The organism is Silvimonas iriomotensis (genome assembly GCF_014645535.1).
GTDB lineage: Bacteria > Pseudomonadota > Gammaproteobacteria > Burkholderiales > Chitinibacteraceae > Silvimonas > Silvimonas iriomotensis.
Genome location: NZ_BMLX01000002.1, coordinates 595,138 through 608,271, shown reverse-complemented (window position 1 = coordinate 608,271; position 13,134 = coordinate 595,138). Strand labels below are relative to the sequence as shown.

Here is a 13,134-nt window from a genome sequence, read left to right as displayed (position 1 = left end):
TTGTGAATGCCGGGGATGGCGAAACGGGAATTTGCAACAATGTTGCATTTGTCGCGCATGCTACCGGAATAAACACAAAATGCAACATTGTTGCAAAATGAGAGGCAAAAAAAAACAGCCTTCAAACGAAGGCTGCCAAGTGCTCGGAGGCTGTTGTCATCAAACGCTATTTATATCGTGTCCACATCACGGTCGTGGTCGTCACCCCGGCCCCGCCGCTGCCGCTGTTGCAACCGGCCTGGGCTACGCAAGGGTTGAACGTGGGCGGGTAATTGGTCAGGTCGATGGTGGTCGAAGCCGCAAAACTTGAAGCATTACTCTGGCTTTGCTGAAAGGCATTCACATAACCGGCCACATAGGTGCTGCCACCAAAAGAGACAGTATCTGCACTGATGACATTACCGAAAATGGTCGTGCTGGCGCCCAGGGTGACCGTGCCACCGCTGAACGTGGTGCCGGGTGGCATGTAGCCGCCGGCGTACAGCGCGATATTGGCCATCGGGTTGGCAGCGCCCTTGTAGCCGCAATAATTGTTGCCCGCTGAGGGCACGCAGTTGGGCGCCGGTGGCGTGGGGCACAGGTTGGTGGGGTACAGATTCTGCGAAGGGTAATTGCTGGTCATGGCGGTGGCACTGTTGAACGGGTTGTTCACACAGATGCCGGCCGTGCCAATTTTGGCGTTCGGGTTGGGGTTGGCAACATTGCCATAACCAACGTAATTAGGGGCGTAGGTGACGTTGTTGGCGCTGGTGGTGATGTTGCCGGTTGCCATCACGGTATTGAACCAGGTGCCCAGACCCAGATTGACATTCCCGTTGAACCAGACAATGCCAGGTGGCAGCGGCTCGCTGCTGCCGACGCCATTGACGCTCCAGGTCGGGACGGCGCCGCTGACTGAAGGCGTACCAAAACAACTGTTGTACTGCGAGCCGGAATAGCACACGCGAATGGTGCAACTGCCGGCGCTGTAAGTACTGGTCGGGCACAGCATGTCCTGGTTGGCGCCGCTGCCCAGCACATACCAGGCCCCGGCCGGAATGGCGGTGCCGCTGACCGAGGTGGTCGCCGCCGCGCCCGAATTCACCGATACGCCGTTGACGTCGGCAATGTTGACGCGGATGAAGTTGTTGCTGTCGACATCAAACGCATAGTTGGCCAGATTGCGGTTGGCCCAGGCATCAATGGTGGGCGGCGGGGGCACGGTTACGCCTGGCACCGGTACGGTGTTGGCGGCATACGTGGGCATGAACCCCTGCAGGAAGGTCACATTGCTGCTGTTGGTTGTTCCCGTCTTGCCCGTGGGCAAAAAGCCGGTGCCAACAGTTCCCGCCTTGACGGCAGAGTAGTTGTCCTGGAAGTTGAGACTGCCCGCCGCAGCCAGGTTTTTTACCGTGGCGTTGTTCAGGTTCAGCGTGCCATTGGTGTTCACATTGGTAATGGTTTGCGCGCCGGCCGTGGTAACACCGCCGCTGCCCACGGTGGTGGTGGAGGGCTGGCCGTTGGCCGTGGCGCCGGCCAGCGCGTTGACGGTGCCGACCGTGGAGGAGTTCCTGAACGTGACCGAACCATTGGCGTTGATGGTGGTAATGGTCGCGTTGTTGGTGATGGTGACATTGCCTTGCGAGCTGACCGACTGGAAGCTGGCCGAGTTGCCAATGGTGACATCGCCCTGCGCCAGGATGTTCTGCACCGTGCCGGTGGAACTCAGATTGACCGAACCCGTGGTGTAAAGATTGTTGACGCCATCAAGCGTGCCGCTGTCGGTCAGGTTGCCGACCACGGTCATGTTGGCGCTGGCATCGCCGGCAAACTTGATATTGCCGGAGGTATTGAGGTTGCCGTAGATCACCATGCCGCCGCTGACGTTGCCGGGCGGGGTGGTGGTGCCGCTGCCGCTGGTGGTGACGCAATACACGGCCTCGACCGTGGCGGCGGCCTTGATATCGCTTGCGGCGGCGTTGTTGCCGGTAAAACTGGCCGTCACTTGTGTGCCGCTGCTGCAACTGGCTGCACCGGTGTTTACCGCCGTGACCACGCCACTGATCCCGCTGGCCACACTGCCGCCAGAAATACTCACTACATTGCCCGGCGCGCTGGTGGGCAGGGCTGCGGCCTGGGTTTGCCCCAGCGCGTTCAGATATTGGCGGAACGCCTCCACTCCATCCCAGGCTTTCATCTGCGCGGTGGTGACGGCGTGCGTGGTCAGCGCGCTGTCTTGTTCTGCGCGCACATAGTGCATGGTGCCCAGCACGGTGACGGTCAGCGACAAACCCACCAGCATGACCAGCAATATGGCGGCAAGACCACGCTGGCGTGATGGCAGGAACGGTTGGGTGGCGTGATGAATCATCATGAGAATGCCGCTTAACTGATGTTGGGCAGACAGCTCGACCAGGATTTGGCCGCGCTGGACAAGGCGCTGGTGCTGTTGGTGCTCCAGCTCAATTGCACATAAAGCCCGCTGGGCGCATTGGCGCCAACCAGCGTGCTGAAGGGCCAGCAGGTGGTTTCCTGGGCGGCAAACGTAACCGGGCTGAGCATCAGTCCGCTGCTGATCAGGGGCGTGACCGTCCAGTTGATGTTGTTCCAGTTGGCATTGACCGGTGAACAGCTACCGTTGGCCTGCAGCAGATACAAGGCGTTGGCGGCGTTGCCATTACTCAGGCTGCTGGTGTCAGACAACAGGCCGTAGCACTGGGCGCTGCTGGCGCTGGCCGGTACGGTGCTGCCGGCGGTTTCCCAGAACAGGGCGTTGACGGCATTGGCCAGCGGCGGCGTGACCGTGCCCGAAGCAATGCTTTGCACGGTGCCGCTGACGGTGATGGTCGAGGTCGCGGCCAGGGTGTTGCCGGTCAGCCCGGCCACCGGCGCACTCACCAGGGTTTTGCTGGCACCACTGACCAGCATGACGTTCACGTTGTGCGCGGCCTGCGGGTAATAGCCATAACCAGCGTTCTGCAACAACGTCTGCACAGACAACAGCGCCGTGGCAATCTGCCGGTCTTGCGATGCGGTCGGCTGCATGCCGGTCGTCGGGTGCACGACATTGGTCGAGACCACCCGGAACAGCGACAGCATCGACAAGATGACCAGCATCGATACCAGCATGCCCACCATCAGGCTGATGATGCTCCAGCCGGCTTGCCGGCGCGTCTGATTGCCAGGGGCGCGCATGTCAGTTGTTCACCGTCAACGTGCCGCCCAGCTTGCTGTCGTTCACGGCGTTGGAGATCTGCGGCAAGCGGCCGCTGCCGGTAACGCTGCCCCCCCCGATGGAGATACTCACGGTGTTCAGCGTGCAACTGGTCTGGTTGGTGACCGACGCCTGCGCGCCCAGCAGCATGGTGCTGGCCATGTTGATATTGCAGGTGGTCGATGCCGCCGTGGCCGAGGCAAAACTGTTGCTCACGCTGATACTTTGCAGGCCGGATCGCAATTGCGAGATCACGCTGTTCTGCGCATTGAGCGTGGTCTGCGCCAGCGCCACGCGAGACAGCGTAAAGGTGATGCCCATGCCGACAATCGCCAGCAACAGCACGGCAATGATGCCTTCCAGCAGTGTGGAGCCCGCTTGCTGACGGGCTGTCCGGAATAATCTAGTTGAGCGCACTGGGGCCTCCGCTGACGCCTTGAATGGTGGAAATGGCGTAGACGCCGGTGGCGCCGCAGGTGGTGCTGCCCAGCGTTGCCGAAGTGATCAGCCCGCCGGGTGTGAGCGCCAGACACTGCGCGTTGGCGCCATTGAAGGTGGCAGAGGTGCCATTGGGCAGCCGCGCCATCCAGACCGCGTTATCGCAATTGAGGCCGCCGACGGTGGTGGCGTCCTGCACGCACACCGTGCCGCCCGCCGTGGCGGTGGCGTTGCCATTGATCAGGATCAGATAGGCCGAGGGCGCGCTGAGGGCGACGCCGCCCGTATTGCGCAGCGCGCGCGAACGCACCATGGCCGCGCCCTGGGTGAAGCTCACCGTGGCGGAGTTGACGTTGGCGCTGCCGACCCAGCGGGCCGTAAGCGGCACCCCCAGCAGCAGGAACAAGGCCACGATGAGCACCACAATCATCATCTCGACCAGCGTGAACCCGCGCTGCAACCGGTCCGTTGCCCTTACCACGATGTCTGGTACCCGCACGCCCGCGTGCCGCTGCCGCTGGCAAACGTGCGGCTGCCGTTGCTGTCCAGGGTCAGCTTGCAGTTGGCCACCATGGTGCTGTTGTTGCCGGTTGCGGCCAGTTGGTAGGCCGGCGTGGCAGAGCCGTTGTTGGTCAGCGAATACGTAAACAGATTGCCCACCGTGGGGCCGAATGCGCCAAAACCGCTGGTGGCACTGGTGATGCCATTGGTGCTGGAGGCATAGCTGAAGGTCAGCTGATGGGCGTTTTCCACCACCAGTGCCAGCGCGACCAGATCGGCCCCGGCCGACTTGATATTGCTGCGGATGATGTAGTTCTGGTACGCCGGCAAGGCAACGGCAGTCAGGATGGCAATGATCGCCATGGTCACGATCAGTTCAATGAGCGTAAACCCGGCAGACGGTTTGCCCGCGCAGGGGCAGACCGCTCTGTGGTGATGAGCAGGCATGGTTTCGTTTTTCTGGTGTGGCCCGGCTTTTTGCCTGGACCGTGTTTTGATTGTTTTACCGCTGCGACACGCCCGTTTCCTCTGTAAACGGGGTCCATCCTTGCGGATAGACGGTATCAGGGTATTTACTTATGTTGATGACAAATGAGTTTGCCTGTCAAAAGAAATTTAAGTAATTACTAAAGTCTGACAAACGCGGCTGTCAGTTTGTGAGAAGGAAAGAAATGACAGAACGCAGCAATTTGGTGCATTCCAGCCTGATCCATCTGACCGGGATCAGCGGTGATATGTCAGGTACAAGTGGTGTGCCGGTTGTTGTTTTTTTGTATCGCGCCCGTTTCATGCCCCATTCTGGTACAGCCAGACACCATGGATGACCCGGCGCATTGATCCATATACTGCACGGATTTGCGCCAGGCTTTTTCAGGATGAAAGGATGGGCTGACAGATTCTGACCGCCCACCCCGGCCGGCCGGCGCCAGGGCGACACCGGCCAGGCCCGGTCACAGCGCGTACTTCAGTTGCGCATAGAAGGTGCGCTGCGGGAACGGGTGATACAGGAAATACTTGCGGTTATTCAGGTTGTCGATGCCCACCGCGCCTTGCCAGTGCGGGTCAATCTGCCAGCTCACGCGGGCGTCGAGCACCAGGAATTCGTCAAAGCCCTGATAGGCAGACGGATTGATATCGCTGTTATCAACCGTGGCATAAACCCGCGCGCTATAGCGCCCGGCCAGTGTCGCAGCCAGCCGTTCATCAAAGTGCCAGGTGCCCGCCAGCGTAGCGCGCCAGGTGGGGATATACGGCACCTGTTTGCCCACAGCGCTGCTGCCTGGCGTGGTCGGCACAAAGCTGTCATCAGCCACGATGCGGCTATCCACCCAGGTCACGCTGCCCGACAACGACAGTGGCTGCACCAGTACGTGATGCTGATCCAGCGCCAGTTCCACGCCGGTTTCACGCGTGCGCGTCACGTTCTGCGTAAAGGAAACCGGCGTGGCGTAACCGGCAATGCTGGCGGTTTGCGAGATCAGCGCGTCAGACACGGACTCGTCAAACACCGACAGGCGCAGCGGGCCGTTGCCGGTATCGCGCACCAGGGCCAGTTCGCCCGATAACACGCTTTCCGGTTTCAGGTAGGGGTTGGCCTGCACGTAGGTCGTGCCGGTCTGCACGCTCTGGTACAACTCGCCCACAGTGGGAAACCGCAGTGCCTTGCCAAACGAGCCCGTTACCGACCACGCCTCGGTCGCGGCCCAGGTCATCGACAACTTGGGCGAGAACCCGCTATCGCTCACGCCTGGCTGGTTGATCGCCACGCCGTTGCCTTTGCTGGTGGTGGCGTAGTTATAGCCGTCAAAGGCGCGCCATTGTTCGTAGCGCAAACCCAGCGTGGCCGAGAGGTCCGGCGCCAGCCGCCAGACATCTTGCGCCCACAGCGCGCTGGTGCGGGTTTTGCCCAGCGCGTTGCTGTACAGCGTGCCGTTGTCGCCAGATACCCAGTTGCTGGTGTTCCAGGTGGGGCTGGACAGTTTGAACTGGTCCAGATGCACGCCGGTGCTGAAAGCATGCGTGCCGCCGGGGCCATCGGGCCGCCATGTGCCCTGTACGTCAGCCGTGGCCCAGCCGGTGCCTTGCATATCGGTAATCCGGCCAGCACCGCCGCTCTGGGCCGCAGGGTAAAGGCCGGTAGAGAGGCGGCTTTCATCTTGCAGATACCGCACCTGGCTCAGCGCCACTTGCCAGTCGAACACACCCGGATGGCGCGTGCCGACAGTCAGGCCCTGCATCAGGTGTTGTTGTTCGATGTTGTTGCTGGAGAACTGGCCGGCGATGGTGCTGGCGGAATACGCATAGCCACCCAGATTGACGCTGCCGCTGCTGGCGCCGTAGTACGGCGCGCCGTCTGCCGTTTGCAGCCAGCTTTGGGCTGTGGCCTTGCTGCTGTTTTGCCAGTAACCCAGGCTGTACAGCGCGCGTACATCGGGAGAGAAGTCATACGCCAGTTTCAGGCTGGCGTTGTCTTGCAGCGTGTGAATCAGATTGCCCGCGCCAATCACCTGAATGGCGCCACCCGTGCGGTTGCGGTCGGCCCAGGCGCCGCTTACCACCGGCAGGCTGGCGCTGGCGGGCGTGGTGGACTGGCTGACCGTGGCAAAACTCAAGGGCTGGCTGAAGCTGTCCAGATGGCTGGCGCTGAGCCACCATGACCAGTCGCCGCTGCGGTTGCCGATATTGGCGCTGTATTGTTCGGCCGGCGCCTTGCTGCTGTAGCCGTATAGCTTGAAGGGCTGCGTGCTGACACTGACATCCACGCTGCCTTCCAGCTTTTGAGGCATGCGGGTAGTGATCTGCGTGACCGCACCCCAGGAATTGCCGGGAAACTGCGCTGCAAACGGGCCGTACATGACATCGATGCGGTCGATCTGGTCTGGCGTGACCATGAACCACTGCGGCGAACCATTACCGTTATTGTTGTTGATCAGGGTCGACAGCAAAATGCCGTCGGCGTAAATCAGGCTGCGCGCGCTGGCGTTGATACCCGTCGTGCGGGTGGCCATGGGTGCCTGGGTATCGCCAATAAACCGTTTGCGCACCAGCACCGATGGCATGTACTTGAGCGCGTCTTCGGTATCCATGGCGTTGATGGTGGTACTGATATCCTGGCGGGTAATGCTGGCCGTGGTTTGTGGTAACTGGTGCTGGTCGGCCCAGGATTGCTGGCCGGTGACATCAACCCGGTTCAGCGTGGCGGCCTCATCGGCGCGGGCATTGAGGGTAAGGCCGCTGAGCGCGAGCGCCAGCAGGGTCGGGGCGTGACGGGACGCACCCGCGCGGATGGATTGCGAAATAAACATGATGGGTTCTCTGCAAAATAAAACCGGCAGCCAGCAGCACGCCTGGTGCAGGCGGGCTCACTGGCCAAAAAAGGGTCAGATCAAGGCAGAGAACAACGGCGGCGCGCGCGGCCGCGCCAGCGGGAACACCGCCGGCGCAAACGCCCGTACCGGCAGATGCGGCAGGCGCAGTACCGCCACCAGCGGCACGATCGCGGGCGCCAGTTGCGGCAGGGTAGGCAACAACAGATGGGTGGCCTGCAAGGTGCAGTAGTCGCAGGCCGCCATGGTGTCCGCACTGGCGCCGTGTTCAAGCAGCTGGCCGGCGTGCGGATTACTCACCGAACACATTGCCACCACCACAGGCGTGCTGCGGCCAGCCATGATGAGCTGGCTGACCACAGGGGCCAGCACAAACAGGCTCATGGCGATCAGGCCAAGCCAGAGTGCCAGCAATCTACGGGTGCGAAAGTGCATGGTGCGGGCCGGGCGCGCAGGGCGCTCAGCAAGAAATGGATGAAAAACCCGCCCCGGTGCGGAGCGACGCCCGCAATATAAATGAGAATGACTCTCTTTTGAAACACCGTTGCGCAGGGTGTGGCGAAACTGCCGCGACCCCAGCCAGGCATCAGGGGCGCATCAGCGCGGGTCTGGCGCTGTTTCTGCCAGATACCGGCCCGGCGTTGTGCCCAGGGCGCGGCGGAACATCTCGATAAACGCGCTGACGTTGTCATAACCCAGTTCCAGCGCGATATTGGTGACCGGCACGCGGTCGGCAATCAGCTCCAGCGCCCGCAACAACCGCGCTTGTTGTCGCCACTCGCCAAAGGTCATGCCGGTGTCTGCCAGCCAGTGCCGGCTGAGCGTTCTGGGCGACAAGCCGGCCCACGACGCCCAGTCTTCCTGGTTGCGGCTGTCTGACAGATCTGCCGCCAGCGCGTCGGCAATGCGGATCAGGCGCGGGTCTGCCGGTTGCAGCAAACCCAGAGCCTCAGGCTGTGCCGCGGCCACTTCGTCCAGGATGATCCCGGCAATCCGTGTTTGCGCTGCATCCAGTGTCGTGCCGGGCCAGGTGGCCGCGCGCCGTGCGGCCTCACGCAGTAACGGCGTGGTTTTGATCGAACGCGGTGCCGCGGGCAGACCGGCGCAATGCGGCTGAGCAATAAACACACTCCAGCCGGCAAACGGGCCGAACGAGCGCAAGGAGTGCGTCCAGTGCGGCGGTATCCAGATGGCATGCACGGCGGGCACCACCCACTGCTGCCGGTCCAGCCCGATCGAGATCAAGCCATGCAGCGCGCCCACCAGTTGCCCGCGTTCATGGCTGTGCGCGGGCGTTACGCGGACCGCATCCCGCGTGAGTTCTGCCGCAGCCAGAAACGGGCCGGCGGAAGAGCGCACCAGATCAGGCCGGATAATCAGATCGTCCATGGCCGAAATACCGTATCGAATGGCCTCCATGCCGGAGACCGACCAGCCCAGTATGCCTAGACTGGATGTCATCTCACAACAGGAACACAGATCATGCGCGCTGAAGACTTGCTGCCCGATGACCAGAACCAGATTGAACTGGCCGGTACCCCCGTGCGCAAAGGCACGGTCGGCGCCTTCCTCTTCAATGCCGCCGTCTGGCTTGATCCCCACGCCGATGCCGCCAGCCACCAGCAAGCGGCGGCCGATATGACCGCCGCACTGCCAGCGCTGCGGGCGCTGGGCCTGTTTGACGTGCTGGAAGTGCGTGACGCCGCGCTGCGGCAGTGGCTGGCCACGCGCTGATCCCACCCCTGTTGACCCTGCTGATTTTGCTTTAAGGAGCCATCATGATGAAAGCTGCTGTCGTAACCCTGGCAGGCCAGCCGCCTGCTTTTGCTGACTTTGAAAAACCCGTTGCCGCGCCCGGCCAGCACCTTGTGCGCGTCGCCGCCGCGGCACTCAGTCAACTGGCGCGGGCCAAGGCCTCTGGCACGCATTATTCCTCGCACGGCGTGTTCCCGTTTGTCGCGGGTGTCGATGGCGTCGGGCAGCTGGAGAACGGCCAGCGCGTGTATTTTTTCTCGCCGCAGGCGCCGTTTGGCGCGCTGGCCGAATACACCGTGGTCGATGCAGCGCAATGCGTGCCGGTGCCCGCCGGGCTTGATGACGTAACCGCCGCTGCGGTGGCGATTCCGGGGATGTCGTGCTGGGCCGCGCTGGTGGAACGCGCCGGCTTTGTCCAGGGCGAAACCGTGCTGGTGAATGGCGCTACCGGCGCATCGGGCCGCCTTGCCGTGCAGATTGCCCGCTATCTGGGCGCGGGCAAGATCATTGCTACTGGCCGCAACCCGGCCGCGCTGGACTGGCTCCGCGCAGCGGGGGCGGATGTGGTGATTTCACTTGATCAGCCAGAAGACGCGCTCGCCGCTGCACTGGCGCCGCACCTGGCCGCCGGCGTCGATGTGGTGCTGGATTATCTGTGGGGCCCCAGCGCCCGCACGACATTGATCACGGCGGCCAAAACACTGCCGGAAGGCCATCAGTTGCGCTTTGTGCAGATCGGCTCGATCAGCGGCGCTGAAATCAGCTTGCCCGCCGCCGTGCTGCGCGCCACCGCCATCAACCTGATGGGCAGCGGCATTGGCAGTGTGCCGCTGCCGCGCTTGTTGCATGTGGTGGCACAAGTGCTGGCGGCGGTGATCCCCGCGCAATTGCAGGTCAAGGCGCAAGCCGTGCCGCTGTCCCGGCTGGCGGAGGTCTGGGGGCAGGCCGACAGCCAGTTGCGCACGGTGTTTACCATGGCGTGATGACGTGGCCGCCACCACGGTGGCCGCAAATTTCTGCTAGCCTCAGCAGGCATCCACCACGCCAGCAGAGACCACACATGAGCAGAACCGAGCCCGGCCCGGATGGGCAATTGCGCTGCCACTGGTGCGCCGCCACGCCGGATTATCTGGACTACCACGACCAGGAATGGGGCTACCCGGTCAGCAATGACCAGCGCCTGTTTGAAAAGCTCAGTCTGGAAGGATTCCAGTCCGGCCTGAGCTGGCGCACCATCCTGACCAAGCGGCCGGGTTTTCGGGCGGCGTTTGCCGGTTTTGATTTCAACCACATCGCCACCTTTACCGCGGCCGATGTCGAACGCCTTGTCCTGGATGCAGGCATTGTGCGACATCGCGGCAAGATCGAAGCGGTGATCAACAACGCACAACGCGCGCAGGAAATGGTGGCCAGAGAGGGCTCGCTGGCGGCGTTTTTCTGGCGGTATGAACCCGCCCAGGCGCGGATTCCGGACGGCCCGCCGATCGCCACCTCGGCCGAGTCTGAGGCGCTGTCCAAAGAGCTGAAAAAGCGCGGCTGGAAGTTTGTTGGCCCCACCACGGTGTACGCCTTCATGCAGGCCATGGGGCTGGTGAATGACCACGCGCCGGACTGCGTGATCCGGGCACAGGTGGCGCGGGCACGGGCGGCCTTCAGCAAACCGGCAGGGCAGACCTGACGCCCGTTGTGCCTGCCCGCACCTTGAAAGCCAGCGCCAATGCTGGCTTTTTTGTTGGCACCGCGCAGGCCGCTCTTTGCCACAAACCTGATACATACATCCCGTTGCATCGATTTGTTGATAACGATTATCATTATTAAAACAACGATACCGATGCTGCCGCACTCATGCTGGCCGGCACGCTCCCTGGATACCTATTCGCGCCCATGTCGGCCCTCATTGAAAACCAGCCCGCCGCCAGCCGGCAGCAGCGGGCGTTCTGGCTCAAGCATCTGCACCGCTGGCACTGGATCAGCTCGGCCCTGTGCCTGATCGGCATGCTGCTTTTCGCCATTACCGGCATCACGCTCAATCACGCGGCACAGATTGAAGCGCACCCCCATGTAGAAAAACGCGATGCCCGCGTACCGGCGCCGTTACTGCAAAACCTCAAGCAACTGCCGCACGCCGACAAAGGCCCGGTGCCGCCAGAACTGGCAACGTGGTTGCAGAACACCATGGGGATCGAAGCGGCCGGGCACGAGGCAGAGTTCTCTGCCGACGAGGTCTACATCGCGCTGCCCCGGCCGGGTGGCGATGCCTGGGTCAGCGTGCAACTGGCCGATGGTGCCGCGCATTACGAACTGACCACGCGCGGCTGGGTGTCGTATCTGAACGATCTGCACAAAGGGCGTAACACCGGCAAAGCCTGGAACTGGTTTCTGGACGGGTTTGCCGTGTCCTGTCTGGTGTTCTGCCTGACCGGGCTGTTTTTGCTGAAGCTGCATGCGGGCGGCCGCGTTGCCACCTGGCCGCTGGTGGGCCTGGGCGTGGTTTTGCCGCTGGTGCTGGCTTTGCTGTTCATTCATTGATCAACATTTCTTATCAAGGGTTTGATATGCGTCGTTTACTCACGGTCACGCTGACCGGTATGGCTGCTGCGCCGCTGGCGGGCACTGCAATGGCTGCGGACCTCTCGGTCAAGGTCGAACTGCCGCAACTGGCGGTGGCGGAATATCACCGCCCCTACGTGGCCATGTGGATCGAACACACCGATCAGACCCCGGTATCGACACTGGCGGTGTGGTACGACGGCAAGAAGCCCAATGCCGAAGGCACCAAGTGGCTGAAAGACCTGCGCCAGTGGTGGCGCAAGGCCGGGCGTGATCTGACCGTGCCGGCAGACGGCATTACCGGTGCGACCAAAGTGCCGGGTGAACAAGCCCTGACCTTTACCGATGGCAAGGCCCCGCTGGGCAAGCTGTCGGCGGGCGATTACCAGCTGGTGGTCGAAACCGCCCGCGAAGCCGGTGGCCATGAACTGGTGCGCGTGCCGTTTACCTGGCCGCCCAAAGCGCCCGCCACGGCCAGCGCCAAAGGCGAGCACGAACTGGGTAGCGTCACCGTCAACCTCAAGCCGTAATGCCCTCAGGAGCCGCCATGAAACTTGCCATGAAAAAGCTGCTGCCCGCGTCCTTCCTCGCCATTGCCGCCTTGTTGCCGCTGGAGGCCCAGGCCCACCGCCAGTGGCTGCTGCCGTCTGCCACCGTGCTTTCGGGTAGCGATACCTGGGTGACGGTCGATGCCGCAGTCTCGAACGACCTCTTTTACTTTGAAGATTTCCCGCTGCGCCTGGATGGCCTGCAAGTCACCGCGCCGGATGGCAGCCAGGTGAAGCCGGAGAACACCGGCACGGGCAAGCACCGCAGCGTGTTTGATCTCAACCTCACTCAGGAAGGCACGTACAAGATCGCCGTGGTCAGCGATGGCTTGTTCGCCAACTACAAGCTTAACGGCGCCAACAAGCGCTGGCGCGGTGATGCGCAGACCTTTGCCAAAGAAGTCCCGGCCGACGCGCAAGACCTGAAAGTGACGCAAACCCAGAACCGCGTTGAGTCTTTTGTGACCCGCGGCAAGCCTGGCACCGCTGCACTCAAGCCGACGGGGCAGGGCCTGGAACTGGCGCCGGTGACGCACCCCAATGATCTCCTGGCCGAGACTGCCGCCAGCTTCCGTCTGCTGCTTGACGGCAAGCCGGCCAGCAACGTCAAGGTCAGCATCCTGCCTGGTGGCAAACGCTATCGTGATCAGACTGGCGAATTCAATGTCACCACCGATGCCGACGGCAAATTCAGCGTGAAATGGCCGGCAGCCGGCATGTACTGGCTGGGTGCAGAAATCACTGACGCCAAGGCTTCGCTCAAGCCGGCCACGGAACGCCGTGCATCGTATATCGCCACCTTTGAAGTGATGCCGCAGTAACA

The 13,134-nt window shown here is 62.3% G+C and carries 14 protein-coding genes; 6 read left to right on the top strand and 8 right to left on the bottom strand.

Going from position 1 to position 13,134, the window contains the following annotated elements; all coding sequences use genetic code 11:
- Window positions 1-166: 166 nt before the first annotated feature.
- The 8 genes from IEX57_RS09310 to IEX57_RS09275 form a co-directional block, all read right to left on the bottom strand.
- A complete protein-coding gene (locus tag IEX57_RS09310; RefSeq protein WP_188704035.1) occupies window positions 167-2,353 on the bottom strand; it encodes a hypothetical protein in 2,187 nt (728 codons plus the stop codon).
- Window positions 2,354-2,364: 11 nt separating this feature from the next.
- A complete protein-coding gene (locus IEX57_RS09305; RefSeq protein WP_188704033.1) occupies window positions 2,365-3,174 on the bottom strand; it encodes a PilW family protein in 810 nt (269 codons plus the stop codon).
- A 1-nt stretch (window position 3,175) separates the two neighbouring features.
- Window positions 3,176-3,610 carry a PulJ/GspJ family protein gene (locus IEX57_RS09300; protein WP_188704031.1) on the bottom strand — a complete coding sequence of 145 codons (435 nt, stop codon included), beginning with the start codon at window positions 3,608-3,610 and terminating at the stop codon, window positions 3,176-3,178.
- Window positions 3,597-4,112 (bottom strand): pilus assembly FimT family protein, encoded by a 516-nt coding sequence (locus IEX57_RS09295; protein WP_188704030.1) that lies wholly within the window; start codon window positions 4,110-4,112, stop codon window positions 3,597-3,599. The genes IEX57_RS09300 and IEX57_RS09295 overlap by 14 nt, the downstream gene beginning before the upstream one ends.
- Entirely contained in the window at window positions 4,106-4,579 is a 474-nt protein-coding gene (locus IEX57_RS21130; protein ID WP_188704028.1) for a type IV pilin protein, read from the bottom strand. The genes IEX57_RS09295 and IEX57_RS21130 overlap by 7 nt, the downstream gene beginning before the upstream one ends.
- 503 nt (window positions 4,580-5,082) lie before the next feature.
- On the bottom strand, window positions 5,083-7,437 hold the full coding sequence (locus tag IEX57_RS09285) for a TonB-dependent receptor (RefSeq protein ID WP_188704025.1): 2,355 nt from the start codon (window positions 7,435-7,437) through the stop codon (window positions 5,083-5,085).
- A gap of 75 nt (window positions 7,438-7,512) precedes the next feature.
- Window positions 7,513-7,893, bottom strand: coding sequence for a DUF2946 domain-containing protein (locus IEX57_RS09280; RefSeq protein WP_188704023.1), 381 nt, complete (start codon window positions 7,891-7,893; stop codon window positions 7,513-7,515).
- 162 nt (window positions 7,894-8,055) lie between these two features.
- Entirely contained in the window at window positions 8,056-8,919 is an 864-nt protein-coding gene (locus IEX57_RS09275) for an AraC family transcriptional regulator (protein WP_229708936.1), read from the bottom strand.
- Window positions 8,920-8,940: 21 nt separating this feature from the next.
- On the opposite strand from IEX57_RS09275, the gene IEX57_RS09270 reads away from it, so the two are divergent.
- From IEX57_RS09270 to IEX57_RS09245, 6 genes are all read left to right on the top strand, one after another.
- Window positions 8,941-9,192, top strand: a complete 252-nt coding sequence (locus IEX57_RS09270; protein WP_188704022.1) for a hypothetical protein — start codon at window positions 8,941-8,943, stop codon at window positions 9,190-9,192.
- 44 nt (window positions 9,193-9,236) lie between these two features.
- Window positions 9,237-10,196 (top strand): quinone oxidoreductase family protein, encoded by a 960-nt coding sequence (locus IEX57_RS09265; RefSeq protein ID WP_229708935.1) that lies wholly within the window; start codon window positions 9,237-9,239, stop codon window positions 10,194-10,196.
- A gap of 77 nt (window positions 10,197-10,273) precedes the next feature.
- Window positions 10,274-10,891, top strand: coding sequence for a DNA-3-methyladenine glycosylase I (locus IEX57_RS09260; RefSeq protein WP_188704020.1), 618 nt, complete (start codon window positions 10,274-10,276; stop codon window positions 10,889-10,891).
- 206 nt (window positions 10,892-11,097) lie between these two features.
- Window positions 11,098-11,742: a PepSY-associated TM helix domain-containing protein gene (locus IEX57_RS09255; protein ID WP_188704018.1), complete on the top strand. Its 645-nt coding sequence runs from the start codon at window positions 11,098-11,100 to the stop codon at window positions 11,740-11,742.
- 26 nt (window positions 11,743-11,768) lie between these two features.
- On the top strand, window positions 11,769-12,293 hold the full coding sequence (locus IEX57_RS09250; protein WP_188704015.1) for a DUF2271 domain-containing protein: 525 nt from the start codon (window positions 11,769-11,771) through the stop codon (window positions 12,291-12,293).
- Between the two features lie 17 nt (window positions 12,294-12,310).
- A complete protein-coding gene (locus tag IEX57_RS09245) occupies window positions 12,311-13,132 on the top strand; it encodes a DUF4198 domain-containing protein (RefSeq protein ID WP_188704014.1) in 822 nt (273 codons plus the stop codon).
- Window positions 13,133-13,134: the final 2 nt, after the last annotated feature.

What these genes read in the sequence shown, in the direction of transcription:
- IEX57_RS09310 (WP_188704035.1), bottom strand. Translation starts at nt 2,353, where the DNA reads ATGATGATTCATCACGCCACCCAACCGTTCCTGCCATCACGCCAGCGT.
- IEX57_RS09305 (WP_188704033.1), bottom strand. Translation starts at nt 3,174, where the DNA reads ATGCGCGCCCCTGGCAATCAGACGCGCCGGCAAGCCGGCTGGAGCATC.
- IEX57_RS21130 (WP_188704028.1), bottom strand. Translation starts at nt 4,579, where the DNA reads ATGCCTGCTCATCACCACAGAGCGGTCTGCCCCTGCGCGGGCAAACCG.
- IEX57_RS09285 (WP_188704025.1), bottom strand. Translation starts at nt 7,437, where the DNA reads ATGTTTATTTCGCAATCCATCCGCGCGGGTGCGTCCCGTCACGCCCCG.
- IEX57_RS09280 (WP_188704023.1), bottom strand. Translation starts at nt 7,893, where the DNA reads ATGCACTTTCGCACCCGTAGATTGCTGGCACTCTGGCTTGGCCTGATC.
- IEX57_RS09275 (WP_229708936.1), bottom strand. Translation starts at nt 8,919, where the DNA reads ATGACATCCAGTCTAGGCATACTGGGCTGGTCGGTCTCCGGCATGGAG.
- IEX57_RS09270 (WP_188704022.1), top strand. Translation starts at nt 8,941, where the DNA reads ATGCGCGCTGAAGACTTGCTGCCCGATGACCAGAACCAGATTGAACTG.
- IEX57_RS09265 (WP_229708935.1), top strand. Translation starts at nt 9,237, where the DNA reads ATGATGAAAGCTGCTGTCGTAACCCTGGCAGGCCAGCCGCCTGCTTTT.
- IEX57_RS09260 (WP_188704020.1), top strand. Translation starts at nt 10,274, where the DNA reads ATGAGCAGAACCGAGCCCGGCCCGGATGGGCAATTGCGCTGCCACTGG.
- IEX57_RS09255 (WP_188704018.1), top strand. Translation starts at nt 11,098, where the DNA reads ATGTCGGCCCTCATTGAAAACCAGCCCGCCGCCAGCCGGCAGCAGCGG.
- IEX57_RS09250 (WP_188704015.1), top strand. Translation starts at nt 11,769, where the DNA reads ATGCGTCGTTTACTCACGGTCACGCTGACCGGTATGGCTGCTGCGCCG.
- IEX57_RS09245 (WP_188704014.1), top strand. Translation starts at nt 12,311, where the DNA reads ATGAAACTTGCCATGAAAAAGCTGCTGCCCGCGTCCTTCCTCGCCATT.